A 26,929-nucleotide genomic window follows, 5' to 3' on the forward strand; every position below is an offset into this window, starting at 1 on the left:
AGAGCGCCCTGCTCTCAGGTCCACTCAATTACCTGTCACGGCGCCAGGAAGGGCCGGGTTGTGGTGAGGATGGGCCGGGTTGCAGCTCCGCCTCGCGAACTGTCGTCAGCGCAGCCAACTCCGTACGCGTCATTGCCTTCAGTGCATCGATGCGAGCTTCTGCCAGTTCGATCTGAAGTGAATCCACTGCTTCCAGATAAGCGCTGCTGTGTATGTCGGCAAATGTATCCTCCACCTCCTCCTGCCGCCTCCTGGCGTTGAGTTCGAGCGTTTCGAACACCTCGATGTGGCGATCGCGCAGGTAGCGGATCCAGTAATCGCGTGAAATCAGATTTTCCAGAAACATTTCGGATGCTTCATCCCTGAGCACCGACGTGCGCGCGTCGATCAACTGCTGCCCGCGAATCGGTGCGGCGTACAGCATGTGTTCCGGTTGCGCCGGCAAATCCAGCCCGTCCGGCCAGCCTCGGGTCATGCCGATCCGGTATTGCAGACGGATTTCCGCCCGATCCTTGTTCTTCGCCGCGGCTTCTGCCAGCCGGTCGACCCTTTCCAGGCGGAACAGACGCCGCGTCAGCTCAAGCAAGGCCCTGCCGCGTTGCTCCGGGCGGTGTCGTGGAATATCGCGCAGGGCGTTGTATTCATAGACGCGGGTTTCCAGTTCGCTGAATGACAGGATCCGGCCATCGCCGCAGGTGCCGTGGGTCTCGGCGTTGAGAAATAACAGCTCTCGCAGCTCGGCGTTTTCCGTGGCGGCCTCGATGACTTGCCAGACCCGATGGGTCAAATCAGCGCCGGACAACCGGAATTCAAGGGTATCGGGCAAGGTCGAGAGCAAATGAAAGAACGATTCATGGTTGTCCTGATCAGCCAATTGCAGCCATAGCGCCTGCCGCGCGGCACGCGCATCTGCATGTGTGTACGTCATCCAGATTGCCATCGCTGGCACTGCCGCATCCTGCACCGGATCGGCAATCACTTCCGCTGCCTCCACAACGGCATGCGTATCAACCCGCCGGGAACCGCCACCCCCACTGGGGCCATCGCTGTCGGAACCCGAATCCGAATCCGATCCCTGACCGGAGCCAGCATCCGAATCGCTGTCGGTCTCCAATTCGCGTTCGGCAATTTCACGCTGCAGAAAAGCCTGGGAATAACCCATGACATCACGGTCTGCGTTGGCCGCACTGTATTCCCGCAGTTGCTGCAGGCAATTGAGCGACAGGGAGTTTTCGGACAGGTCGGTGCCGTCCACCAGCGCTTGATGGTTGCCGTCCAACAGTCGGTCAGGAAAGACCATGATGTTGTTGCCCGACAGGTCCAGTCGTTGCAAATGCGCCAGATCGAGCACGCCGTCAGGCCAGAATTCCAGACCGTTCTGGCTGAGATTGAGCGTCTCCAGACGGACGAAGGCGATGGCGCTGAACTCCTCCAGCTGATTGTGGCTGAGGTCGAGCCAGCGCAGTTGCGTCCCGCCCACGTGCTGATACACGGTTTGTGCCACGGCCAGCCGATTACCGCTCAACTCCAGACGTTCCAGACGGTTCAAACGACCGACAGCTTCCGGCAGCCGTTCCAGGGCATTGCCGTTGAGTCTCAGGGTGGTCAACTCAGGGAACGCCGGGCAAAAGAGGTTGAAGCTATCAACTGAAAACTTGATCCCTGTCAGATCCAGTGTCCGCACATGGGCAAACACGTTTGACAGCGCGGGCAGATCGCTCATGGCCCCCGCTGAAAGGCTCAGCGTCTGTCCGGCGGACTCGGAAAGCGCAGTGAGCCCGTCCCGCCAGCAAGTGCGGATCCTCGTCGCGTCGAAGAACCTTGTGGACGATGACACGCTTTCACCAGGCCCTTGCGTCGCACCGAAAATCCAGCCGTTCAACTCACGCGTCAGCGTCTCGTCACTTGCTCGCCACTGGGTCAGCCTGTCCGCCATTTGCTCCGGGGACAGGCCTTCATCGCGCAATCGGGCAACGCTGGCTTGCGCTTGTTCAAGCGTCAGCGAGGGAAATATCTCCAGTACACGGGCATTCATGTCGAAACCGTCGCCGGGTGCAGAGACAGGCGGGAGTGCTAACAACTGACCGGCGCGCTCCAGTGCACTTTCCGGCGGGGTCCCGCTTGAATTGGCCGGCAATGACGCCGATTGCGCGTCGAATCGTTGCAAGGCGCCTTCCGGCAATCCAATGGACATTTCAATCCGGCGCTGCGCCGCCCGCATGTCCGCCTCGCCTGTAGTACTGAAGCGGTTGTTCTGCAGGCGGGTCTTCAGCAGCACAGCGTCGTTGACAAGCACCTGTTCGGGGAGCGACCCGATGGTGTTATGACGTAAATCCAGCGTTCGCAAATGCGGCAGGCTTTCCGCCCCAGTCGGCCATTGATTGAATCCATTGACGCTGAGGTTCAGCGTCTTGAGCCCGCTCAGGCGAGAAACGTCCAGTGTGTCCAGGCGATTGAGCCGGGCATTGAGATGTTCCAGTTTGTTCAGGGCATTGAGCTGGCTCTGAACCTCAGGGGTAACGGCTATAAGGTTGAGAGACAAATCCAGTTGCGTCAGGTGGGTTGCATCGGCTGGCCGGATCGGCAGTTCCGTCAATCCGCAGGCGGTGACTTGCAGACTCGTGGTGCCACTGAATGCCCGGAGAAAATCGCGAATCTGGTCGATCGGCACATTCAACCGATCCAGCCGCACACTCTGTACGTGAGCAAACGCACCGGTTGGCAATTGCGGCAGTTCACTGACCGACTCTTCGCCCTGTACCCATGCGGTGTCCACCAGTTCAAACACGCCGGCATCGTCGAGTTCGGTGCTTGATGCCCAGTTCGTCCCATTGAAAGGACGAACGTCGTCATTCAAGCGATAGCGCCTGCGTATGGCTGCACGCCAGTTCTTTTCCAGAGCACGTACCACCCGTGCATTGGGCTGCGCTTGCCAGCGGGCGGCGGGAATTGCATTACGCAATCCATCAGATGCGGTGGGCTCGTAGAACTGGCGGAAAATTGCGGTGTGCTCCACACGTAGAATCTCCACTGCCTTGAGTCGGGTTTCCGGGGTATTCCAGAGTGTCATGATGCGCTCGGGCAACGGATTGAGGCGGCCGGCCTCGCCCGTCAGGAACTGCAGTTCTCCGGCACAGTAGCGGCGAACCATCAAGTCCAGATCAACCAGATGTCGCCACTGCCCCATGTAGTTTTTCACATAGTCGTAAGCGGGTTTGAACGCTTCATGAGAGAACCTGGACCAGTCCAGCGACAAGCCTGCCCAGAGTTTTTCGTGTCCGACATAGAGCGATTGTGGAATGGATGTGATGGCGGTCTGCGTCAGGTCCAGTCGTTCCAGTTCAGGCAGTTGCTGCACATAGGCCGGCCATTGCGTCAGGCCCGACGCTTCGATCCTGAGTTTCTTCAGGCGTTTGAGGGGCGTCAGATCCAGGCCAGCGGCATGGCTCCGACCGTCGAAAAAATCAAGATGAAGTTCCTCAAGGGCAGTCAACGTCCTCAATTTTGTCGAAAGATCAGAAGCCATCACCCTGACTGACGTCCTGAACTTGAGCTTCTTCAGTGCAGACATCCGGGTCACAGTCAAAGGCAAGGTCGTCAGTGCCTGCTCTTGCGCCATGTAGGCGCCAAACAGACTGCCACGCTCCCCCAGCGACAGCTTTTGCACGTTGGCAAATCGCGCCAGAAAGGCGTCCGCATTGGCGTCGGTGATGCCATTGCCGCCAATTGAAAGTTTACGCACATGGGCAAAGTCTGCATTCAGCTCTGGCAGGGGGTCATAAGTGAATATCGAGAGTTCATCGGCACCTGAAACTCCAGCGGACAAGGCGTTGCGCCAGCAGGTTTTCAGCGCTTGCGCGGCGCGAAACTTGTGATCCGTTGCGGAACGTTCCCAAGGCGCCGCCGTGGATGTGCCTGCCCATTCATCCAGCGTCGTATTCAACTGCTGCCATTCATGGCGGCGTGATTGCAACAGCTGGAAAATCGCGTTGTCGTCTTTACCCGTCCGGTACTGCTCGAGAATGAAACCATTAGCCTGTTCGTAGGTAAGCTGCGGATAGACATCGCACACATGAGCGGTCAGGTTCATTTGCAACCCGGCGCCGCGTCCGCTCGCGGGGTAACCGATCAACGTAGCGTTCACACGCACGGGCGGCTTGATCCATTTGACCTGTGGCGCAAGCAGCGCAGGCGTATCTGCCTGATGCCGATCGGCATGATCGATGATCTTTTTCTGTAACCGGGCGGACTGCCCCACCTCGGGCACACCGAGGCTGCGGCGCGCGTCATCAGGCAAGGCATACATGATCGATGAGTAAAAGTTGTCGCCGTTGCGAGGCAGGCTGTTGAGTGCAAGACCACGTTCGTCGAACGCCTGAAACTGAGCGCCTTTCTTGATCAGGTATTTCTTCTCGCTGGCTGTTTCACTGCCGATGCTGTCAAGCAGCATGCCGGCGTCATTGCCCTCGCGAACTTCAATGCGAACGCTGTCGGCCCAACCCGGCAACTGCTCCAGCGTGTGCAACGCCAAGCGCCGGCTGTCCGCCGAAGCGACATTTTCACTGCGCAGACCGACATAGGCCGCGACTTGTCGGCTTTGACGCGCGTACCAGCGTGCCTCCTCCAGCAGGCGTAGCGGCACTCGATGGCCTGAGTCAAGTCGCTCCAGATCATCGGAGCGTCCATGGGCCAGCACCGTTTGTGCCGCGGGTTCGCTGAGTCCAGGGCAGGCCTTCTGCAAACGCGCAACCCGGGAATCGATGGGGTCGGTTCCCTTGTAGAGGCTGTCGTAGATCGCCGGCTGACGAGTGTCGGCGTAATCGGCGATCTGCTTGCCGAACTCTGCCGGCCGGGCATCGCGCACGCGTGCACCTTGCTCGCCCAGGAGCCGGGTGAGTTCTGACTCGTCCAGCGCCGCGAGGATGTGTGCTGGCAGGCCACCGCTGAGGATATCGGCCCGCGATATCTGAATCGGTGCCTTGACGCCGACGTCGCGAAACCGCCGCACGGAACCATACCTGACCGACTTGCCGGACAGTTGCTCGCCGTCGAATACTTCCAGCACCCGGTTCGCCGGCCAGCGCGGCATTTCGGTGATCAGCGGCAACGCAAAGAGATACAGTTCGTCGATCGGTTTTGTCCCGCGCAACTGTTCAACCACCAGTGCCGCGTTGCTATCCGCCTGCATCACGCGCATGGCCTGCGTCAGTTCCGGTGGCGGTAGCGCAGAATCGACGTGCATCTTGCGCAGAGTGGCGTCAGTGACACCGCTGATATCGGCAGCCTTGATCAACTGCGCGTCGGTGAAGGCTTCGGTTGCGTGGCCGATGCGCCGCAGCAGGGTCAGACGATCCCAATCCCGCGGCCGCTCCAGCGTGTGCCGCCAGGCACCGCGTCCGTTGCTCTCCAGCACCGGCTGCCAGGCGCTGGCATCGGTAGGGTGCTTGATGCGCCATTTGCTGATCGACTCATCGTAAAACTGCTCGTAGACCTTGCCGTCCTGGCGTATGAAGGTTTGACCTTCCAGCACATGCTGGCCGGCAGAGTTCGGGCCGGGGCTGTCTGGCAGCGTGACAGCGGACTCGTAAGCTCTAAGGTCGGCTCTCCACAGGCGAGTTTCGCCATTGGGCAATTTCACCGACTGCAGCCGCTCGATGATCGGCACGGCTCTGGCGCCGGAGATTTTCTGCACCCCGGCCCCCACTCCCGCCATCAACGCAATCTGCGCCAGATTCTCCGCGACATCGATCAGGTGATCCTTCGCCGCCCGACGATCACCCTCACTCCATTCAATCGCGCCTTCCAGGGTTTCAGTCAGCAACTGCCCGGCCATCACCACCATCATGACCTCGCCCAGCACCGGCACGAACATCGAGACAAGGTTCAGGCCAAGCATGCCGATCTGCAGCAGATGAGCGAGCTTGGCGTCACGGGCCTTCGCATCGACATCTGCCGCTGGCACGGCATGGCTTCGTGCGTCGGCCAATACCTTGGCACGGCTCTGGGTGTAAAGGTATTGCCAGAGATCCTCATTGGGCGCCCAAATCCCCCGTCCGCTGCGACCGAACGTCGATGGCGCAATGTAAGGATCAGGCACAGGATCCCACCTGATCTCACGCTCGGGTGGCAGTTCACGGATCCGGGTAAACACCGAACCGCCCGCCAACACCTGCGCCACAGCCAGCCATGGCGAGCGCCATATTGCCCATGCATCGCCCGGTGAATCGGCCGCTTTTTGTCTGAACTGGCTGAAATAATACGCACGCTGGTCATACGGCAGAAACTGGCTCAAAAAACGCTGGTACGCGGTCGGTTCCGCGCCTGGCGCTTGTGCGGGATCGCGGGCGGTGAGCAAGCGCTTGAACTCATCGCGCACCTGTTGGACGGTATAGCGCTTGAGCGGGTGCTCCGGATCGTGAGGGATGTAAAGGATCAGCTCGTCGCTGTAGCGGTACTTCTGGCAAATGACAAACACCACGCAGCCGGTCAGCCTTTTTTTCATCACGCCCAGGTCACTGAACCAGACCTGTTTCTCGCCCATCCACGGGTGCATGTTGCCGTGGATCACCGACACAATCATTGCGTGATCCGCCGGTTCAATGTCTTTTTGCAACAGCGCCTGATCGGCTGCGGCGCGCATCGTCGCCTTCTGGCTGGCAATGAAGCGCTCGCTGAGCACCGCCTCTGCCACAGCATCGGCCGGGTGGAAGAATGTCGTCAAATAGGTCTGATACTGCTTGCCGACATCCAGTTCTCGGCAAAGCGTCAGGAACTGCATCACCGTCAGGCCGATGCTCACGTACTCGAATGTACCAGGGGTGGAGGTTGCTACAACGAAACCTGACGTCGAGTGATAAGCGCCCTGCTTGCATTCGTCAGCTTCGAAGTTGTGCAGCGCTGCGTCCAGCATCGAAAGTTTGAGGACCTCGAAGGACGCCAGCTCGATCTTTTCAACGCCCAGTTCGACGGGACGCCGCAGGCACAGGAGCGTCTTGTCGACATCGATTTGTAATTGATGTTGGTCCTCGAGCGCTTTGAGCAGCAATGGCCTGGCAAATGTCTCGACGTCCTGAAGGGTCGCCATGGTTCTATCAAGATCGTTTTGGGCGACAACGCTGGCCTTCATGCTGTCGGCCAGCGTCTTGCGTTGTGCCGGCGTCGCGTCGAGGTACCACGCTGGCAGCGCAGTCGGAACGGTTTTGAGCGCTTCGCGCCGTTGCGGCGAAGCGCTGGACAGCCACGGCGGGATCGACTTTTCGAGAAAATCGCGGTGCAGGCTTTGCGTTGTATTGAGCGTTGTCGGCTGGCTGTCAGCGGCAGCTCGAGCGAGCGGCGCAGCTTGCGTCGTCTCTGGGTTGGAAGGGATAGCGATCATGATCACTCCTAGTTGATGGAGCGATCAGCAGACCATATCCCGTCAGCGGATTTGCGGTATCCGGTTATTGCCGGTCCGGCCGTGAGTAACCTGATATGTATCACTCACGGCGCAATCTTCAACGCCAGTCTGCCCCCGTCAAGGGCGGCTCGATGGTCCCGGTTTCGGCGTGACTCGATCACCTTCTTCGGCCTCATCGGCAAAACTCTGCAGATCGATGATCTCCCGACGTGTCAGCTCGAGCCGTTTCTGGGTGAGCAGCCGTTCCATCGCCTTGCCCAAATCTTCCAGTTCCCGATCGTACTGTCGCGCATCGATTTCACCCCGAGAAAGTCGATCATCCAACACACTCCAGCGCTCTTGGCGTTGCTGATCAACCGCGGAGTCTATCGCCTGCATCTCCAGCGGAAGGCGTTCCTCCAGATAGGTGATCCAGTAATCGCGGGCGATCATGCTCAGTGGCAGTGCGTCAGTTCGTTCCGCCTCGAGGATCGAGGCCCGGGTCTGATTCAGCAGTTCACCGCTGAGGGGTACGTCATAGAGCATGTATGTCGGCTGCCCGGGCAGATCCACCCCATCGCCCCAACCGCCGGTCAGACCGATGCGATATTTCAGGCGCACCTCGGCACGATCCCTGCCCCGCCCTGCGGCGTCAGCCAGCGTCTCGATCCTGTCCAGACGAAACAATTGCCGGGACAGACGCAATAACGCCCGGCCCCTTAGCGCCATCCGATGCACCGGGATGTCGTGCAGTGCCCGATACACCGACACCCGCACTTCCAGATCGCTGAATGTCAGAATCCGCCCGTCCGGGCACGTGCCATGGCTTTCAGCGCCGAGAAACAGCAACTGGCGCAATTCGCTGTTCTCCGTGGCTGCTTGCATGACATCCCACATTCTGCGCGTCAGGTCGGCCGGTACCAGCCGGAAGTCGTCCGTGTCGCGCAACAAACGCAGCAGCTGAAAAAAACGCTGGTGATCGGGTTCTCGCGCCAGTTGCCCCCAAATGTCCGCTCTGCGAGCCGCGAGCGTCACATCGCTGTGCTGGAGCCACGGATCTCTTGATCTCGGTGCCACATCGTTGACCGGATCCAGGACCTCTTCGACAGGCAGCACAGCGGCGTCAGGATCGTCCAAGTCCACATTGCCGGCGGCGTCTTCGGGAATGCCGACCGGTTCTGCGCCACCGAACAGATCGCCGAAAAGGTGTGTGTCGATCATCGTCTCAATGTTTCGGCGTGACATTCCCAGCACGTGCAACGCCGACTGCTCACGCGCATAGCGGCGCATGTCCTGCAAAGCAGAAAGGGACAAGCGTCGATTCTCGGAGAGATTGGTCCCCTGGATCAGACGCTCGTGTTCGCCGTTGAACAATTCCCCGGGAATGTGGGTGAGTTCGTTGCCGCTCAGGTCCAAGCTGTGCAACTGCGGCGCCTCGAATACACGGCCAGGCCATGCGGTCAGGTGGTTATAGCGCAAGTCCAGAGTCTGGACGGCGCCAAAGTCGGGCGGGTTGAATACCCGAAGTTCGTTGTAGCCGACATCCAGCCTGCGAAGGCGCGCACGGGCCATCAACGGGTAAAGGTCCGTCGCGTCCGCGAGATCGCAATACTGCATCTCCAGGCGTTCAAGATGCTGCATCCGCAGGACCGGCCCAGGCACCGACACCAGGGGATTGCCACTGATATACAAGATTTCGACGTGGGGAAAAGCCCTGAGAAACCCGTCCGAACCCCGTGTGGTCATGCCCACACCGCTCAGATCCAGCGTTCTGACTGCAGGGATCGGAACTGCCAGCTCCGGCAAATCACCGGTTTGCAGGCCTTGGAAATCCAGGTCCAGCCGGGCTCTGTCGACATGCTCTGTGAGTCCGTCCAGCCAGGCTTCGAAGAGGCGCCTCGCCGCGACCGATCGGTCTCGCGCATTGATCCTGTACGTGTCCGTGCGCACTTCGCGGGTATACAGCCAGTCATTCGCTCGACGGACCAATGCCTCGCAAAGGTGCTGCCATTCGGTGATCCGTGCTTCGATCTGCGCATCGCTCGCCCCCGACGCCCGCAGATTCTGCAAGTGAAGTCGCGCTTGCTCGACCGGCATGATGCGAGTCAAACGTTGCAACTGCGCCGAGGGCCCCGTTTGCCCTTGAAGCACCGTCGCGGCTTCTGGAAGCGATAACATCAGGTCGATAAACGACCAGCCTGTTTCCGCAGGAGGGAAAAGCTCCGGCACCGGTTCTGCAGCGAATCGTGCCAGCGTGCCCGGCCCCAGGCCCCTTTGCTGCTCGATTCGCTGCAGCGCCCCGTGCAGGCTTGCTTCACCCTCAGGACTGAATACGTTACCGGCCAGGTTGGCTCTCATCAGCGCGTCGGGATGGGTCAACACCGACGGTGGCAGTGACGAGATCCGGTTGTCTCGCAGGTCGAGCCACGCCAACCGAGGCAGGTTTTCGGCACCGGCGGGCCAGGCACGCAACTGCGTCGATCTCAGGCCCAGGGCACGCAATCGGCTCAACAGGCTGACATCGATGTTGCCCAGCGGGTTGTTACTCAGATTCAACCTACTGAGACGCTGCAACCCGTTGATCTGCCGCTGCACAACAGGCGTTACCTCAATCCTGTTGCCCGATGCATCCAGATGCGTCAGCGCTGACAGCTCATCCGCCGCAAAGGGCAGCTCGGTGAAGGTATTACCGCTGAATTCAAGTGATTCGACATGACTGAATGCGCGGAGAAAGTGCCGAGCCTGTTCAATGGGGACGTCCAGCCTCCCCAGGCGCAGTGTACGCACGTGGGAGAAACTGCCTGCCGGCAGTGGCGGCAACTCGGTGATCAAGTCTGCAGCCGTCAATACGGCTTGGCCTGATCGGGTAACCGGCAGTTCAAATGTCGCCACGTTGGCGGTCAGGCCGTACCGTTGGCGAACCGTGCCATACCAGTTGGTCTTGAGCGCGTTCACAACGTCGGCGTTGGGCCCCATGGACCATTGCCGCCGAAGGGCAGCATAGCGTGTTCCATGCCGCAAGGCAGGTGTGTAGAACGCAGCGAAAATGGCTTCATGCTCCGCCCGAAGCTGTTCGATGGCGGTAACTCTTGCCTGCGGTGTCACCCAGGTCGCGTTGAACGCTTCGGATAACGGGTCAGTGAAACTCGGCATTGGCGCCATCGTATCGAGCTCGGCGCGGCAGAACTCGCCGACCATCTGATGCAGATCGAGCAGGTGGCCCAGTGGGCCGGAATATTGGCTGACGTATTCGTAAGCGCGCCGGAAGGTCGCCGGGGTCACCCTCGACCAGTCGAGCGCCAGCCCGGCCCAAAGTTGCTCGTGATCGTGATACAGCGATTCGGACAGCGTCTCTATCAACGTATGCGTCAAATCCAGACGCTCAAGATGCTCAAGGCGCTCGACGTACGCGGGCCATCGCCACAAGGCACGGGGCGCGTCAATGCGCAGGCTGCGCAGGCGGGTCAAGGGCGTCAGGTCAAGTTCATGCAGGGTGGCTGAGTCGACTCCTGAATAATCGATGCGCAGCGCTTCCAGCCTGACAAGCGAGCTGAGCCGTTGAGAAAAGCCTGGCGCCAGTAACGCCGCATCGGTGGAAAAACGCAGCCGGGTCAGTCCGGGCATCCGGCCGACCGCCTCCGGCAGGGTCGTCAGCGCGCCGGCCACAGACGTGGGGCGATCAGTCTGTTGCCCCAGCTCGCCGATCGACAAATCCGTGACATTCGGGAAGGCCACCAGAAAACCGTCCGCATGGGTATCCGTTATGCCCAGCCCCGCCACGGACAGTTCATTGATATGGGCAAAACGTGTGGAGAGCGCAGGCAACGGCGTATCGCATACCAGCGAGAGACGCCCGGCTTCCACCACTTGCCCGGCCAACGGGCCATTGCGCCAGGCATTTCTGAGTGCCTGAGCAACTTGCGCCCTGTGCAGCGCAGCCCGACTCCCGGTCGGGCCGGCCTGCCATTGCTCAAGGGTGGTATCGAGTCTTTCCCAATCCAACCGACGGAATTCCAGTTCGCGGAAGATCTGTGCATTACTTCTGCCGCGTTGCTGGGTGAGGAACGCCTCGGCCTGCCGTGCCTCCGGATAGAGATGCGCCACCCGTGACTCCAGCGATGGCGCAAGGCTTGGGCCACGGCCACTGGCATAATAGCCCTTGAGCCTTGCGCTCACCCGCACCGGTGGTTTGAACGCTTTGGCTTGCGGCGCGAGAACGTGCGCAGCTTGACGCCGATGAGCATGGGCCGAGCCGATAATTTTATGTTGCAGTTCGCTGCCAGGGCTTCCTTCCGGCAAGTCAATGGCCAGGCGTATGTCATCGGGCAGCGCCTGCAGGAGCGAATGATAGAAACTGTCCTCTGCACCCGACATCCTGCTGAGCGCTTCTGCGCGATCACCAAAGGCCTGATAAGCAGGCCCATTCTTGACCAGATAGCGTTTGACCGGTGCTGCTGGCTCACCGACGCTGTCGAGCACTGCGCCGGTTGTGCTGCCCTCGCGAATTTCCAGGCGCAATGTCTGCGGCCATCCTGGCAACTGTTCCAGAGCAAACAGTGCCAGCCTTCGGCTGTCTGCTGAAGCCAGGGTCTCGCTGTGCAAACCGGCGAACGCACGAACCTGGCGGCCTTGGCGAGCATGCCAGCGGGCCTCTTCGAGCATTTTCAAGGGGGATCGCCCGTTAGCGTCCATTCGGGCCAGTTCCGCCGCCGTTGCATGATCGAGCACATCCTGTGCGGCCGCATCGCTGAGTCCGGGACATTCACGCTGCAGCATGCGCCCACGTATGCCGAGCGGTTCGCTGCCTCTGTAAAGACTGTCGAAAATGGCCGACTGACGTGTATGGGCATAATCGGCGAGCCTGCGACTGAATGCGTCTGGCCTCGCTGGACGAAACTGCGCGTCGGCCGGGCCCAGTAGCTGGCCTACTTCGTTTTCCTGCAGCGCTGCCAGAATTCGCGCAGGCATTTCTCCGTTCAATACCTGCGCACGGCTGATACGGATGACCGGTTTGGGATCAAACCCGGGCAGGGTTGTCTGCGCACCGTACCGAGTCGACGATCCTTCGCCCTCGGCACCGACGAAAAACTCCAGTATCCGATCGGCCGGCCAGTGTGGCATTTCGGTGACCAACGGCAGTGCGTACAGATACCCCTCATCAATGGGCCTCGCTCCGCGCAGTTGCTCGATCATTTGCCTGGCTCCCCTATCGGCGCGAAACAGACGCATCGCGTCGTGCAATTCGGGAGGTGGCGGCAGATGATCCATGTGCATTTTGCGCAAGGCGTTGTCACTGACGGCGCTGATATCGGCCAGCATCAGCAGGGATTCATCGCTGAAGTCATCGGTGATGTGCCCCATGCGCCGCAGCAGTGTCAGTCGCTCCCAGTTCATCGGCTGTTCCAGCGCCAGCCGCCAGGCGCCCTGACCGTTATGACTCAGGACGGGCTGGTAAGCGTCGGCATCTGTGGGATGTTTGAGCCGCCATTGAGCGGTTGACTCGTCGAGTATCTGCTCGTAGAACCTTCCGCCGTGGCGAAAACAGATTTTGCCGTCGATCCGGTACTGCCCCTGTGCATTCGGCCGCACTGATCCACTCAACGTAAGGTGCTGTTCATAGCCAGTGAAGTCGGGCTTCCACAATCGGGTTTCGCCGCTGGGCAAAGTCACGGGGTGCAGTTGCTCCATCAGCGGCTCCGCTTTTACCGCCGTCAGCCATCTGAAACCCGCGCCGGCAGCCGCCATTACACCGATCTGCGCGAGGTTTTCCGCCACATCCACCAAGTGCGCCTTGGCGGCGTGCCTGTCACCCTCGCTCCATTCGACCACGCCCTCGATGGTTTCGAACAACAACTGGCCAGCCATCACCACGAGCATGATCTCGCCCAACACCGGCACAAACATCGACGCCACATTCAGCGCCAGGAGTCCGAATTGCAGCAGGCCTGACAGTTTGGCGTTTCGTGCACTGGCGTCCGCGTCGGCGGTTGGAACCGCGTGGCAGCGGGCATCCGCGAAGACCTTCTCGCGGTGCTTTTCGTAGAGATAGGTCCAAAGGTCGGAATTGGCAGCCCAGGGAAAAGCCTGCACGTGAGGCCTCAACGTGGCGGCAATATAAGGATCGGCTCCGGCACCCTCTTCTCGTATTTGGGTGAGGTTTTCCAGATCTCGACAGCGGTCAGTGTGACTTCCAGTATTTTGCGCCAGGGCGACGTCAGCCAATCGGCCGCAGAGTCGGCAACCTTCACGAACTGGCTGAAATAGTAAGGACGTTTTTCGTAGGGCAAGAACTGGCTCAAAAACCGCTGGTAAGGCGTCGGACCGATGTCTGGCGACTGCCCTTGAACGCGAGCGGTAAGCAGCCGCTTGAAGGTGCTCTGCATTTGCGTGCCGGTATAGCGCTTCAGCGGATGTACGGGATCATTCGGCACGTAAAGAATCACTGCCTCGGTGGGGCGATTCCTTTCGGCGATCTTGAACGCAACACACCCCACCAACCTGTGCCTCATCAGGCCCAGGTCCTGAAACCAGACCTGATTGCGACCGATTCTGGGATGTCGCTCACCTCTGATGACAGAAATGATCATCGCGTGGTCTTCCGGCAGAATGTCCTTGGTCAACAAAGCTCGATCAGCCGCCGCGCGCATGGCTGATTTTTGGCTGGCAATGAACCGCCGGCGCAACCTCGCCTCGGCCTTGGGGTTTTTGGGATGGAAAAACGAATCGAGATAGGCCTGATACTTCGCACCGATATCCAGTTCACGGCACAGGCCAAGAAAGTTTCTGACCGACACGTTTACCGGCACAGCCGTGTGGACCTCCGTGGCAGGGTTCTGGATTGCAAACCCGGAGCTGTGGTGAAACGCCCCGTACCGACATTCGTCACTTTCAAAGTTGTGCAGCGCAGCCTGCAGCAAAGGGAGCGTCAAGGATTCGTAAGTTCCGATTTCCTCGCCGAGGATACCGGCGCGTATGGGTCGCCGGAGGCATAACAGGGTTTTGTCGACATCAACCTCGACCTGAAAACGGCTTTTCAGCGCCTGCATCAGCATGGGTCGGGCGAACGCATCAATGTCCTTGAACGCCGCCATGGTCTGGTCCAATCGCGTTTGCGTGCTGAAACTGTGTCTGTAGGTTTCATGCAAAATACGACGTTGTGCCGGTGCCATCGCGCTATACCAGTGCGGCAGGACGGTCCTCGCCTGTTTGAACTCGGCCTTTCTGAGGGCAGAAGCACCGATCAGCCATGGCGGCACCGCAGCCTCCAGAAAAGGCCCGTGCAGGCTCTCGGTAGCAGGCGGTGGTGCAGGCTTGTCCGTGGCTTGAGGAATAAGGAAATCGGGGGACATACATTGCTCCTATAAATGGAGCGACAGCACATCACTTGTATCGGTGGGTTGAGCGGTACAGGGTTATAGCAGTTGTAACGACGTGTCTGCGAACAGCCGAGCGCTATTTGACTATGCTTGAGAGGCACAACTTTCAGCGGAGGGATTTATGGACGATCCAGTCGACAACAAACCGCCGACCTTCTGGCAGATGCTGCACAGCGTGATGGCGGCGGCGTTCGGGGTGCAGAGCGGCAAGAACCGGGCAAGGGACTTCACCCATGGCAAACCCAGCCATTTCGTGATGCTGGGCATTCTGTTCACGGCGGTGTTTGCGCTGACGCTGTTTGCCATCGTCAAACTGGTGCTGCATTTCGCCGGGGTCTGACGCGGTCAGCGCATCAGGGTCTGCAAGGTGAACGGGTAGCGATACGACGCCGGTTGCCCCTTGGCCGAGAGCTTGCGGAAATTCACGCCGTAGTCAGGCGACGTGCCCATGGCCAGCATTTGCCGGGCGTGCGCTTTGTCGATCAATTGCAATAAGGGAATCTGCCGGTCACGGCCGCCGTAGTGATTCAAATCGACGCCTTGCTCAACATCATGCAACTCGACCAACGCCCAGCCGCCCAGGGTGAAATGCCCGCCGACCAGCGCGCTCAAACGCCCGTCAACCAACGCCTGCAAGGCCGCCGGTGAGGTATTGATTGCACTGAACAAGGCATCTTTGCCGGGGACTTTGCCGGTCTCGGCGTAAGCGCGCATCGCGCCGAAGGCCATCTCATCATTGGCCGACCACACCAGCGACACCTTCGGGTAACGGGCAAACAGCTGTTTGGCCTGCTCATAGGCGCGCTCTTGGGTCCAGCCGCTGTAGACCAATTGCCGCAGACGCATCTGTGGGTGTTCGGCCAACGCCCGCTGCATGCCGCGCTCGCGCAATTGTGCCGAGGGGGTGACCTTCAACCCGGAGAACGCCAACACTTCAATCGGCTCAGCAGCGGGCGTCGGCGGGTGCAGACGGATCAGTTCCTTCATCATCAGGTAACCGCCCTCCTCGTCGTTCGGCACCAGGCTGCCGATGCGGTCGTTCCGCTCACCGACCAGCGCTTGCTGGTCAGGTGTCAGCGCCGCGTTGACCATAAACAGCTTCACGCCGCTGTTCTCGGCCAGGCGCAGAATTTGCGGGGCGACGTATTGTTCGTTGACGAACACCAGGTACTCGGGACGATTCGGCCCCTGCAACGCAATGCGCGCCTGAGCCAGGGTCAGTTCGGGTTGGCGTTGGGAATAGAGAATTTGCAGATCGATGCCCAGATCATGAGCGGCCGCCTGCATGAATTGCGAATAGCTGACCCAGAACGCTTCCTGCGTCGAGCCCGGATTCAAAAACAGCACAGACTCTGCCCGCGCGCCGGTCTGAAACAGCGCGGCGAACAACAGAAGACTGATGTGGACAAACTTGAACATGAAGCATCCAGGCCCAAGGAAAAATGGCCGCGCATTATAGCCCGCGTTCCACCGGCTATTGATGCCTGATCCCGTTTTTTGTCCGACAATCTGTCGGAAGCGGGCCCGGATGGGTCGTTTACTGATGACTGACCCAGAATACCGCTGTCCCTACTACGAGAATGATCAGGAACAAAATGGCCCACGCATCGACACTGTTGTCGCTTTTTCTTGCCTTGGTCGGATTGCTCATTGCATCGCCTCTTGTCGGTTTTGTCGGTGATTGCAGAAAGACTCGACCACAGTTAAGACGATGATTGTCCGCACGACAAATGTGGGTTAGTTGACAGCCATTCTCGTTAGGCGATTTGGTTCTTTACATATACTCAAACATCACTTTTGCGCATAACTGCAAACGGGTATATTGCCCCGGCTCCGTTAGGGAGTGCGCGGCCGTGCGCGCAGAATTGCAGAGGCACAATCGGACTCCAGCAAGCGAAAACGCAGTGCTACTCCGAATGGCCCAAGCCTGAGAACAGGACTTATATGTACGTATACGACGAGTACGATCAGCGGATCATCGAGGACCGCGTCAAGCAGTTCCGTGATCAGACCCGACGCTATCTGGCAGGTGAGCTGAGCGAAGAAGAATTCCGCCCCCTGCGCCTGCAAAATGGCCTGTACATCCAGCGCTTCGCGCCGATGTTGCGTGTGGCGGTGCCTTACGGCCAGCTGACTTCGCGTCAGACGCGCATGATGGCCAAGATTGCCCGCGACTACGACAAGGGCTACGCCCACATCAGTACGCGGCAGAACGTGCAGTTCAACTGGCCGGCGGTGGAAGACATCCCGGACATTCTGGCTGAACTGGCCACCGTGCAGATGCACGCGATCCAGACCAGCGGCAACTGCCTGCGCAACGTCACCACCGACCAGTTCGCCGGTGTCGCTGCCGACGAAGTGATCGACCCGCGCCCATGGTGCGAGATCGTTCGTCAGTGGACCACGTTCCACCCGGAATTCGCCTACCTGCCGCGTAAGTTCAAGATCGCCGTCAACGGTTCGACCGCTGACCGTGCGGCCATTGAAGTTCACGACATCGGCCTTGAGCCGGTGCACAACGCCGCTGGTGAGCTGGGTTTCCGTGTGCTGGTCGGTGGCGGCCTCGGTCGTACTCCGGTGGTCGGCGCGTTCATCAACGAATTCCTGCCGTGGCAGGACCTGTTGAGCTACCTCGACGCGATCCTGCGCGTGTACAACCGCTACGGCCGTCGCGACAACAAATACAAGGCGCGGATCAAGATTCTCGTCAAAGCGCTCACGCCGGAAGTGTTCGCACAGAAAGTCGATGCGGAAATGGAACACCTGCGCGGTGGCCAGACCACTTTGACCGAGGCTGAACTGCATCGCGTCGCCAAGCACTTCGTCGACCCGGACTACAAGGCGCTGGACAACCAGACCGCGCAACTGGCCGAGCTGGACAAAGAACATCCAGGCTTCGCTCGCTGGCGCACCCGCAACACCCTGGCGCACAAAAAGCCGGGTTACGTGGCCGTGACCCTGTCGCTGAAACCAACCGGCGTTGCCCCGGGCGATATCACTGACAAACAGCTCGACGCCGTCGCCGATCTGGCCGACCGCTACAGCTTTGGTCAACTGCGCACCTCGCACGAGCAGAACATCATTCTTGCCGACGTCGAGCAAAGCCAGTTGTTTGCCCTGTGGGGTGAGCTGCGTGAAGGCGGTTTCGCCACGCCTAACATCGGCTTGCTGACCGACATCATCTGCTGCCCTGGCGGTGATTTCTGCTCGCTGGCCAACGCCAAGTCGATCCCGATTGCCGAGTCGATCCAGCGTCGCTTCGACGACCTCGACTACCTGTTCGACATCGGTGAACTGGACCTGAACATCTCCGGTTGCATGAACGCTTGTGGTCACCACCACGTCGGCCACATCGGCATCCTCGGGGTGGACAAGAAAGGCGAAGAGTTCTATCAGGTCTCCCTCGGCGGCAGTGCCAGCCGTGATGCGAGCCTGGGCAAGATCCTCGGCCCGTCCTTCGCCCAGGAAGCCATGCCGGACGTGATCTCGAAGCTGATCGACGTGTACGTTGAACAACGTACCGAAGACGAGCGCTTCATCGACACCTACCAGCGTATTGGCATCGACCTCTTCAAGGAACGCGTCTATGCAGCGAATCATTAAGAATAACGCGGTCGTCGACGAAACCTGGCACTTGCTGCCCAAGGATTTCAACATCGACGAGATCAGCAACTGCGACGACCTGATCGTGCCGCTGCAACTGTGGCGTGAACACAGTCGCATGCTCAAGGCTCGCGACGGTGGTCTGGGTGTGTGGCTGGACGCCGACGAAGAAGCCGAGGAAATCGGTGAAGACGTCGCCGAGTTTCAGGTGATTGCCTTGAACTTCCCGGCGTTCACCGACGGCCGCAACTACTCCAACGCCCGCCTGCTGCGCGACCGTTACGGTTTCAAAGGTGAACTGCGGGCGATTGGTGACGTGCTGCGCGATCAACTGTTCTACATGCACCGCTGTGGTTTCGACGCCTTTGCCGTGCGTGCGGACAAAGACCCGTACGAAGCTTTGGAAGGTCTCAAGGACTTTTCGGTGACCTATCAGGCCGCCACCGACGAACCGCTGCCGCTGTTCCGTCGCCGCTGAAGGTTTGCTGCGGACAAAAAAACGCCGGTCATGTGACCGGCGTTTTTTTATGCCTGCTCGAATTACCAGAAGCGCTGCTGGGTCAGCCGACTCCACCAGCTCAGCAGTACGCGGTCGACCGAGCCGCTGGCGGCCATGCCAATACGTTCCTGCAAGCTTTTGCGCTCGGCGTAGTGCAGGTGGTAGACCTCAGCCTTTTTCGCCCGGTCGGCCAGGTACTCATCACTGGTCTTTAGTTCATCGACCAGTTGTTTATCCAGCGCCGCGACGCCGAGCCAGACTTCACCGGTGGCCACATCATCGATGGCCAGTTGCGGGCGATAACGCGCAACAAAGTTCTTGAACAGTTGATGGGTGATGTCCAGATCTTCCTGGAACTTCTCCCGGCCCTTCTCGGTGTTTTCGCCAAACACGGTCAGGGTGCGTTTGTACTCGCCGGCGGTCAGTACTTCAAAGTCGATGTCGTGCTTCTTCAGCAAGCGGTTGACGTTGGGCAACTGTGCAACCACGCCGATCGAACCAAGAATCGCAAACGGCGCGCTGATGATCTTCTCGCCGATGCACGCCATCATGTAGCCGCCGCTGGCCGCGACCTTGTCGATGCACACGGTCAACGGCACGCCGGCTTCACGGATCCGCGCCAATTGCGAGGATGCCAGACCGTAGCTGTGAACCATGCCGCCACCGCTTTCCAGCCTCAGGACCACTTCGTCTTTTGGCGTGGCGAGCGTCAGCAGTGCGGTGATTTCATGGCGCAGGCTTTCGGTGGCCGAGGCCTTGATGTCGCCGTCGAAATCCAGCACGAACACACGCGATTTGGTGTCGGGTTGTTTCTTCTGCTTCTTCGCGTTTTTCTCGGATTTGGCCTCGCCTTTGCGCAAAGCCTTGAGCTGATCCTTGTCGAGCAACGTCTGCTCCAGGCGCTCACGCAGGCCCTTGTAGAAATCATTGAGTTTGCTGACCTGCAACTGACCGGCCGATTTGCGCCGCCCCTTGCTGCGCAATGCGGCAAAACTGGCAAGCACCACCAGAATGGCGACTACCAGGGTGACGGTCTTGGCCAGGAAGCTGGCGTATTCGGTGAAAAACTCCACAAAGACTCCTTAAACGATGCGCGGATGTGAGACACACGCGGGATGGCTCCAGCATACCCATGCGTCGGCTTGTCGGCCAGCCGTGAAACCTCTGGCAACACCCCTGTAACGGGCATTTCAAACAAGCGTATGTTTTTTCATTGACAGCTACCCGTCATCCTCATAACCTCGCCACAACCTTCAACGTACCGGGATGACGCGGACGTGGGCAGCATCTACTTGATACGACATGGCCAGGCCTCCTTTGGTGCAGACGACTATGACGTCCTGTCGCCGACCGGTGTGCGTCAGGCAGAAATCCTCGGTCAGCACCTCGCTGAACTGGGCATCAGCTTCGATCGCTGCCTCGCCGGTGACCTGCGTCGCCAACAGCACACGGCCACCAGCGCGCTGGCGCAATACGCCGCCAAAGGCCTGCCGGTGCCGACCCTGGAAACCGATTCTGCGTTCAACGAATTCGATGCCGACGCGGTCATTCGTGCGCTGCTCCCGGACATGCTGGCGGACGAGCCGGAAGCCCTCGACATCCTGCGCAACGCCGCACAGAACCGTGGCGAATTCCAACGGATTTTCGCCTTGATCATCGAGCGCTGGCTGGCCGGCACTTTTGACACCCCGGGGCTGGAAAGCTGGCTGGGTTTCGTCGAACGGGTTCAGGCCGGGTTACACCGAATCCTTGAACAGGCCGGCGACAAACAGAAAATCGCCGTGTTCACCTCCGGCGGCACCATCACCGCCCTGCTCCACCTCATTACGCAAATGCCTGCCAGACAGGCCTTTGAATTGAACTGGCAAATCGTCAACACCTCGCTCAACCAGCTGAAGTTCCGCGGTCGCGAGGTGGCTTTGGCCTCCTTCAACAGTCATGCACACCTGCAGCTGTTGAAGGCACCGGAACTCATCACTTTCCGCTGAGTCCGGTTAACTGTGAACCTTGCTGTAATCAACCCATAAGGATCGAACCATGACCTCCGTAGCCGATGCCGTAAAAGAAATGCAAGCCAAGTTCAACCCAGCCGCTGCTGCCGGTCTGGATCTGGTCTTCGGTTTCAACATCACTGACGAAGACAAGCAGTACTCGCTGATCGTCAAAGACGGCACCTGCGATATCCAGGAAGGCGAGAACCCGGACGCCAACTGCACGCTGGTACTGGATAGCGAAACCCTGAAAGGTATCGTCAGCGGCGAAACCGACGGCATGCAGGCTTTCATGGGCGGCAAACTGCGCGTTGAAGGCGACATGATGCTGTCGATGAAACTGTCCGAGCTGTTCCCGTCGTAATAGCGCGTTCAGTGACACAAGAATCCCGCCCCCAGTGGCGGGATTTTTGCGTTTCGGCCCTGTAGGAACTGCGGCACGCTGCGATCTTTTGATCTGGCTTTTTAGAACGCAAAGTCAAAAGATCGCAGCCTCGTTTCACTCGACAGCTCCTACAGGGTTACCCGGTGAACGAAGCGGCCAGCAACTCTCGGGTATACGGATGCTGCGCGGCATGAAACAGCGCATTCGTCTCGCCACGCTCCACCACCTCACCGTCCTTCATCACAATCAAGTCATGGGCCAACGCGCGCACCACCGCCAGGTCGTGGCTGATGAACAGATAGGTCAAGCCGTGTTCCGCCTGCAAACGCCGCAATAACGCGACAATCTGTTTTTGCACCGTGCGATCCAGTGCCGAGGTCGGCTCATCCAGCAGGATCAAGTCAGGCTTGAGCACCAGCGCCCGGGCAATGGCGATGCGTTGCCGCTGACCACCGGAAAACTCGTGGGGATAGCGATGGCGGGTGGCCGGATCAAGACCGACTTCACGCAGCACATCGATCACCGCCCTCTCACGCTCATCGGCGTTCAAATCACTGTGCACCTGTAAACCTTCGGCGATGATCTGCTCCACGCACAAACGTGGACTGAGGCTGCCGAACGGATCCTGAAACACCACTTGCAGACGTTTGCGCAGCGGCCTGAGTTGCTTGCCGCTCAAGTGCTCCAGCGCCTCGCCCTGAAAGCGGATGCTGCCCCGAGCATCCAGCAAACGCAGAATCGCTTGGCCCAGCGTCGACTTGCCGGAACCGGACTCGCCAACAATGCCCAGGGTTTTGCCGCGCTGAAGATTCAAATCAATGCCGCTGACCGCGTGCAACCAAGACTTCGCGCGCAGCCAGCCACCGCCCAAACGGAAGCGCACATTGAGATCGCGCACCTCCAGCAAATCCTCAGCGGGTTCCCGACACAACGCCTCGCCACCCGGCTCGGCGTTGAGCAACTCAATGCTGTAAGGATGCTGCGGCGTGCTGAACAACTGTTCACAAGGCGCCTGCTCGACGATCAATCCTCCACGCATGACTGCCACCCGCTGAGCGATATTGCGCACCAGATTCAGATCATGACTGATGATCAACAGCGCCATTCCCAGGCGCTCCTGCAGTTCTTTGAGCAGCAACAAAATCTTGCGTTGCACGGTCACGTCCAGCGCAGTGGTCGGCTCGTCGGCAATCAACAACTGTGGCTCGCAGGCCAGCGCCATGGCGATCATCACCCGTTGTCGCTGACCGCCCGACAATTGATGCGGATAAGCCTTGAGCCGTTCGCGCGGACGTTGAATGCCCACCAGTTCGAGCAATTGCACAATTCGCTGACGCGCCGCCGCCCCGGCCAGCCCCTTGTGCAGCGCGAGGCTTTCGCCCAGTTGCCGCTCAATCGTGTGCAAAGGGTTCAGTGAGCTCATCGGCTCCTGAAAAATCATCGCGATGCGGTTGCCACGCAATTGGCGCAAGTAGCGCTCATGTACGCCAAGCAACTCCTCGCCAACATAGCGGATGCTGCCATCAATCTGCGTGATGGCCGGGTCAAGCAATTGCAGAATGCTGTGCGCCGTCACCGATTTACCGGAGCCGGATTCCCCGACCAGCGCAAGACATTCGCCGGGGCGGATATCAAGGTCGATGCCGTGCACCACAGACTGGCCATTGAAGGCGACGCGCAGGTCGCGTATTTCGATCAGATGTTCGGGCATATCAAGTCCTCGGATCAAACGCATCGCGGCAGGCTTCGCCGATGAATACCAGCAGTGAAAGGATCAGCGCCAAGGCAAAGAACGCGGTCAGGCCAAGCCACGGTGCTTGCAGATTGCTTTTGCCCTGACCGATCAACTCGCCCAGCGAAGCGCTGCCGGCCGGCATGCCGAAACCGAGAAAATCCAACGCCGATAACGTCGCGATCGCCCCGGTAAGAATGAACGGCAGGTAGGTCAGCGTCGCGCTCATGGCATTGGGCAGGATGTGCCGAACGATCACCTGCGCATCGCCCACCCCCAGCGCGCGTGCCGCTTTCACATATTCCAGGCCACGGCTGCGCAGAAACTCGGCCCGCACCACATCGACCAGGCTCAACCAGGAAAACAGCACCATGATCCCCAGCAACCACCAGAAATTCGGCTCGACGAACCCGGACAGAATGATCAGCAGGTACAACACCGGCAGCCCCGACCAGACCTCCAGCAAGCGCTGACCGATCAGGTCGACCCACCCACCGTAGTAGCCCTGCAATGCCCCGGCGGCGATGCCGATCAGCGCACTCGCCGCGGTCAGCGCCAAGGCAAACAGCAGCGATACACGTGTGCCGAAAATCACCCGCGCCAGCACGTCGCGCGCCTGATCATCAGTGCCCAGCCAGTTGTCGCCACTGGGCGGACTCGGTGCCGGCTCCGTGAGGTCGTAATTGACCGTGTCGAACGCGAACGGGATCGGCGCAAACCACAACCGCCCGCCCTGCCCCTCGATCAATTGCCGCACCTGCGCGCTACGATAGTCCGGTTGAAACGGCAACTCGCCGCCGAAATCCTGCTCGGTGTAACGCTTGAACGCCGGGAAATACCATTCGCCCTGATACGTCACCAGCAGCGGTTTGTCATTGGCCACCAACTCACCGCCGAGGCTCAGGCCGAACAGCGCGAGAAACAGCCACAACGACCACCAACCACGGCGATGCGCCTTGAAGCGCGCCCAGCGGCGCTGGCCGATGGGAGATAATGTCAGCATCAGGCAGCCCTCGCGGTGAAGTCGATGCGCGGGTCGACCAGCGTGTAGCAAAGGTCGCCGAGCAGTTTTATCAGCAGGCCAAACAGGGTGAAGATAAACAGCGAGCCGAACACCACCGGATAATCGCGCGCGACTGCCGCTTCGTAACTGAGGCGGCCGAGACCATCGAGGGAAAAGATCACTTCGATCAGCAACGAGCCGCCGAAGAACACCGTCACCAACGCTTGCGGCAAACCGGCGACGACCAGAAGCATCGCGTTGCGAAACACATGGCCGTACAACACCTGCCTTTGGCTCAGCCCTTTGGCGCGCGCGGTCACCACGTACAGTCGCGAGATCTCGTTGAGAAAGCTGTTCTTGGTCAGGATCGTCAACGTGGCGAACCCCCCAATGACCAAGGCAATCACCGGCAGCACCAAATGCCAGAAATAGTCGGCCACTTTGGCCCACGGCGACAGCTCGGCGAAGTTGTCCGAGACCAGCCCGCGCACCGGAAACCAGTCCAGCGCCGTGCCACCGGCAAACACCACGATCAGCAGCAGAGCGAAAAGGAATCCCGGCAACGCATAGCCGATGATGATCGCCACGCTGCTCCAGACATCGAACGCCGAGCCGTTATGCACAGCCTTGCGAATGCCCAGCGGAATTGACACCAGATAGGTGATCAACGTCGCCCACAGGCCCAGCGACAAAGTCACCGGCAGCTTCTGCCAGATCAGTTCCGTGACGCTGGCACCGCGAAAGAAACTCTGCCCGAAATCCAGTCGCGCATAGCTTTTGAGCATCAGCCACAAGCGCTCGCTGGCGGGTTTGTCGAAGCCGTACTGACGCTCGATATCGGCCACCAGTTTCGGGTCCAGCCCCCGGGTGGCACGAGACTCGCCACCAACAGTTTCGACATGGCTGGAACCCACCGCCGCGCCGACGCCAATGCCCTGCAAGCGCGCGATGGCCTGCTCGACCGGGCCACCGGGCGCGGCTTGCACGATAACGAAATTGACCAACAGGATCGCGAGCAAGGTCGGCACGATCAGCAGCAGACGCCGCAGGCTATAGCCCCACATGGCTGTACTCCTTGGGCATCTGCGCTGATGTCAGTGCAGTCGGGCTGATTTCCCACCAGGTGTCGAGACCGGCGTCGTAGAGCGGGGCAATCGCCGGTCGGCCGAAGCGGTTCCACCACACTGTGGAAATTCCCGGCGGGTAATAGTTGGGTACCCAGTAATAGCCCCACTGCAACACCCGATCCAGTGCATGAGCGTGGCGCAGCAGACTCTGGCGATTGTCGGCCTGCACCAGCCCTTCGAGCAGTGCATCGACTGCCGGATCGCACAGCACCATGTAATTGTTCGAGCCGGGGTCAGCGGCGCCATCGGAGCCGAAGTAATTGAACATCTCGCGCCCTGGCGCCTGACTCACCGGGTAACCGGCGACGATCATGTCGTAGTCGCGATTGCGCACGCGGTTGGTGTATTGCGCGGTGTCGACCTGGCGGATATCAAAGCCGATGCCGATCTGCGCCAGGTTGCGTTTGAACGGCAATAACAGCCGTTCGAAACCTTTCTGGCCATTGAGAAAGGTAAAGTGCAGAGGTTCGCCATTGACGTTCACCAACTGATCGCCCTGAGGTTTCCAGCCAGCGGCTTCGAGTAGCTTCAGTGCCTGCAACTGTTCGCTGCGGACGTTGCCGCTGCCGTCGGTTTTCGGTGCTTCAAACACCGTGGTGAACACTTCATCGGGAATCTGTCCGCGCAACGGTTCCAGAATCTTCAGCTCTTCGGCATCCGGCAATGCAGTGGCCGCCAGCGCGCTGTGGGAGAAGTAGCTGCGCTGACGCAGGTACATGTTGCGCATCATCTGCCGGTTGCTCCATTCGAAATCCCAGAGCATGGCGATTGCCTGGCGCACGCGACGATCCTGAAACGGCGGTTTCTGCAGGTTGAACACAAAGCCCTGCGCGCCTTGCGCAGCACCGGGTGCGAGGTGTTCACGAAGCAATTTGCCTTGCTCGAGTGCAGCGCCCGCGTAGCCGATGGTGAAACTGGTGGCGGAAAACTCGCGGTTGTAATCGAAGCCGCCGGCCTTGAGCACCTGCCGTGACACGTCGGTGTCGGCGAAGAACTCCACACTCAGTTGATCGAAGTTGTAGAGGCCGCGAGTGATCGGCAGATCCTTGGCCCACCAATCCTGTACCCGTTGAAATTTCACGCTGCGCCCGGCATCTACCGCGCTGATGCGATACGGGCCACTGCCCGGCGGAATCTCGAAACCGCCGCCCTCGGCGAAATCACGTGTCCGCCACCAATGTTCGGGCAGCACCGGCAGTGTCGCCAGGTCCAGCGGCAAGGTGCGGCTGTCGTTGTTCTTGAAGAGGAAGCGCACTTGCGTCGGCGACTCGACGATGACCTCGGCGACATCGCGAAACTGCTGGCGGTATTTGAGGCTGCCCTGGGTGATGAACAGGTTGAAGGTGTAGCGCACGTCTTCGGCGGTGATCGGTGTACCGTCGTCGAAACGTGCCTTTGGGTTCAGGTAAAAACGCAGCCAGCGGCGATCCGGATCGAGCTCCATCTGCTGCGCCACCAGACCATAGACGCTGTAGGGTTCGTCCTTGCTGCGATAGGCCAGTGGCGCGTAGAGCCAGCCATCGATGTCGGCCACACCAGTGCCTTTGTCGGTGTAAGGAATCAGGTGATCGAACGGGCCGCTTTCCAGGGAAGACCGGCGCAGGCTGCCGCCCTTCGGTGCGTCGGGGTTGGCGTAGGCCAGGTGCTGGAAGTCGGGGGCGTATTTGGCGGCTTCGCCGTAGACGGTCAACGCCACTTGCGGGGCGGCCAAACTGAACGGCGTTAAAAGCGCACATGCGCTGAACAAAATAAGCCTTGAGAACATGGGCAGATCCTTTTACACGGTGCTGCTACTGGCCTCTTCGCGAGCAGGCTCACTCCTACAGGGTCTGCGGTGA

The 26,929-nt window shown here is 59.7% G+C and carries 14 protein-coding genes; 5 read left to right on the forward strand and 9 right to left on the reverse strand.

The annotated features are described in order from the left end of the window. Positions 1 to 28: 28 nt before the first annotated feature. The 3 genes from ACOYXH_RS13015 to ACOYXH_RS13025 all read right to left on the reverse strand — a co-directional run bounded on the left by ACOYXH_RS13015 (position 29) and on the right by ACOYXH_RS13025 (position 14,724). Positions 29 to 7,375 carry an NEL-type E3 ubiquitin ligase domain-containing protein gene (locus ACOYXH_RS13015; protein WP_460410784.1) on the reverse strand — a complete coding sequence of 2,449 codons (7,347 nt, stop codon included), beginning with the start codon at positions 7,373 to 7,375 and terminating at the stop codon, positions 29 to 31. Positions 7,376 to 7,513: 138 nt separating this feature from the next. Continuing rightward, on the reverse strand, positions 7,514 to 13,465 hold the full coding sequence (locus ACOYXH_RS13020; RefSeq protein ID WP_460413255.1) for an NEL-type E3 ubiquitin ligase domain-containing protein: 5,952 nt from the start codon (positions 13,463 to 13,465) through the stop codon (positions 7,514 to 7,516). An 8-nt stretch (positions 13,466 to 13,473) separates the two neighbouring features. Further along, entirely contained in the window at positions 13,474 to 14,724 is a 1,251-nt protein-coding gene (locus ACOYXH_RS13025) for a dermonecrotic toxin domain-containing protein (protein WP_460413256.1), read from the reverse strand. A gap of 148 nt (positions 14,725 to 14,872) precedes the next feature. Here ACOYXH_RS13025 and ACOYXH_RS13030 point away from each other — a divergent pair, with 148 nt between their 5' ends. Continuing rightward, on the forward strand, positions 14,873 to 15,091 hold the full coding sequence (locus ACOYXH_RS13030; RefSeq protein ID WP_016983294.1) for a DUF2970 domain-containing protein: 219 nt from the start codon (positions 14,873 to 14,875) through the stop codon (positions 15,089 to 15,091). Between the two features lie 5 nt (positions 15,092 to 15,096). Here the strand turns inward: ACOYXH_RS13030 and ACOYXH_RS13035 are convergent, their stop codons facing one another. Continuing rightward, entirely contained in the window at positions 15,097 to 16,170 is a 1,074-nt protein-coding gene (locus ACOYXH_RS13035; RefSeq protein ID WP_095047833.1) for an ABC transporter substrate-binding protein, read from the reverse strand. Positions 16,171 to 16,695: 525 nt separating this feature from the next. Here ACOYXH_RS13035 and ACOYXH_RS13040 point away from each other — a divergent pair. Then, positions 16,696 to 18,354, forward strand: a complete 1,659-nt coding sequence (locus ACOYXH_RS13040; RefSeq protein ID WP_095126375.1) for a nitrite/sulfite reductase — start codon at positions 16,696 to 16,698, stop codon at positions 18,352 to 18,354. Further along, positions 18,338 to 18,832 carry a DUF934 domain-containing protein gene (locus ACOYXH_RS13045; protein WP_093430863.1) on the forward strand — a complete coding sequence of 165 codons (495 nt, stop codon included), beginning with the start codon at positions 18,338 to 18,340 and terminating at the stop codon, positions 18,830 to 18,832. The genes ACOYXH_RS13040 and ACOYXH_RS13045 overlap by 17 nt, the downstream gene beginning before the upstream one ends. 62 nt (positions 18,833 to 18,894) lie before the next feature. Here ACOYXH_RS13045 and sohB read toward each other — a convergent pair whose 3' ends face one another. After that, positions 18,895 to 19,926, reverse strand: a complete 1,032-nt coding sequence (gene sohB, locus ACOYXH_RS13050) for a protease SohB (protein WP_095047835.1) — start codon at positions 19,924 to 19,926, stop codon at positions 18,895 to 18,897. A gap of 204 nt (positions 19,927 to 20,130) precedes the next feature. On the opposite strand from sohB, the gene ACOYXH_RS13055 reads away from it, so the two are divergent. Then, entirely contained in the window at positions 20,131 to 20,841 is a 711-nt protein-coding gene (locus ACOYXH_RS13055; RefSeq protein ID WP_095047836.1) for a histidine phosphatase family protein, read from the forward strand. 49 nt (positions 20,842 to 20,890) lie between these two features. Beyond that, a complete protein-coding gene (locus ACOYXH_RS13060; RefSeq protein WP_095126376.1) occupies positions 20,891 to 21,208 on the forward strand; it encodes an SCP2 sterol-binding domain-containing protein in 318 nt (105 codons plus the stop codon). 157 nt (positions 21,209 to 21,365) lie between these two features. Here the strand turns inward: ACOYXH_RS13060 and ACOYXH_RS13065 are convergent, their stop codons facing one another. The 4 genes from ACOYXH_RS13065 to ACOYXH_RS13080 are packed head-to-tail and all read right to left on the reverse strand — an operon-like array spanning position 21,366 to position 26,856. Next, the gene (locus tag ACOYXH_RS13065; protein ID WP_320413069.1) at positions 21,366 to 22,940 is read right to left on the reverse strand and encodes an ABC transporter ATP-binding protein; all 1,575 of its coding nucleotides are present in this window, start codon (positions 22,938 to 22,940) and stop codon (positions 21,366 to 21,368) included. Between the two features lies 1 nt (position 22,941). Beyond that, the gene (locus ACOYXH_RS13070) at positions 22,942 to 23,964 is read right to left on the reverse strand and encodes an ABC transporter permease (protein ID WP_460064850.1); all 1,023 of its coding nucleotides are present in this window, start codon (positions 23,962 to 23,964) and stop codon (positions 22,942 to 22,944) included. Further along, a complete protein-coding gene (locus ACOYXH_RS13075; protein WP_095047839.1) occupies positions 23,964 to 25,028 on the reverse strand; it encodes a microcin C ABC transporter permease YejB in 1,065 nt (354 codons plus the stop codon). Before ACOYXH_RS13075 ends, ACOYXH_RS13070 begins: the two co-directional genes overlap by 1 nt. Next, a complete protein-coding gene (locus ACOYXH_RS13080; RefSeq protein WP_095047840.1) occupies positions 25,015 to 26,856 on the reverse strand; it encodes an extracellular solute-binding protein in 1,842 nt (613 codons plus the stop codon). Before ACOYXH_RS13080 ends, ACOYXH_RS13075 begins: the two co-directional genes overlap by 14 nt. Between the last annotated feature and the right edge of the window lie 73 nt (positions 26,857 to 26,929).

The sequence above is a fragment of the Pseudomonas sp. Mb7 genome (assembly GCF_054790525.1).

Bases quoted from the DNA above. Each gene is read 5' to 3' on its own strand.
- ACOYXH_RS13015 (WP_460410784.1), bottom strand. From the start codon at position 7,375: ATGATCGCTATCCCTTCCAACCCAGAGACGACGCAAGCTGCGCCGCTC.
- ACOYXH_RS13025 (WP_460413256.1), bottom strand. From the start codon at position 14,724: ATGTCCCCCGATTTCCTTATTCCTCAAGCCACGGACAAGCCTGCACCA.
- ACOYXH_RS13030 (WP_016983294.1), top strand. From the start codon at position 14,873: ATGGACGATCCAGTCGACAACAAACCGCCGACCTTCTGGCAGATGCTG.
- ACOYXH_RS13035 (WP_095047833.1), bottom strand. From the start codon at position 16,170: ATGTTCAAGTTTGTCCACATCAGTCTTCTGTTGTTCGCCGCGCTGTTT.
- ACOYXH_RS13040 (WP_095126375.1), top strand. From the start codon at position 16,696: ATGTACGTATACGACGAGTACGATCAGCGGATCATCGAGGACCGCGTC.
- ACOYXH_RS13045 (WP_093430863.1), top strand. From the start codon at position 18,338: ATGCAGCGAATCATTAAGAATAACGCGGTCGTCGACGAAACCTGGCAC.
- ACOYXH_RS13060 (WP_095126376.1), top strand. From the start codon at position 20,891: ATGACCTCCGTAGCCGATGCCGTAAAAGAAATGCAAGCCAAGTTCAAC.
- ACOYXH_RS13065 (WP_320413069.1), bottom strand. From the start codon at position 22,940: ATGCCCGAACATCTGATCGAAATACGCGACCTGCGCGTCGCCTTCAAT.
- ACOYXH_RS13070 (WP_460064850.1), bottom strand. From the start codon at position 23,964: ATGCTGACATTATCTCCCATCGGCCAGCGCCGCTGGGCGCGCTTCAAG.
- ACOYXH_RS13075 (WP_095047839.1), bottom strand. From the start codon at position 25,028: ATGTGGGGCTATAGCCTGCGGCGTCTGCTGCTGATCGTGCCGACCTTG.
- ACOYXH_RS13080 (WP_095047840.1), bottom strand. From the start codon at position 26,856: ATGTTCTCAAGGCTTATTTTGTTCAGCGCATGTGCGCTTTTAACGCCG.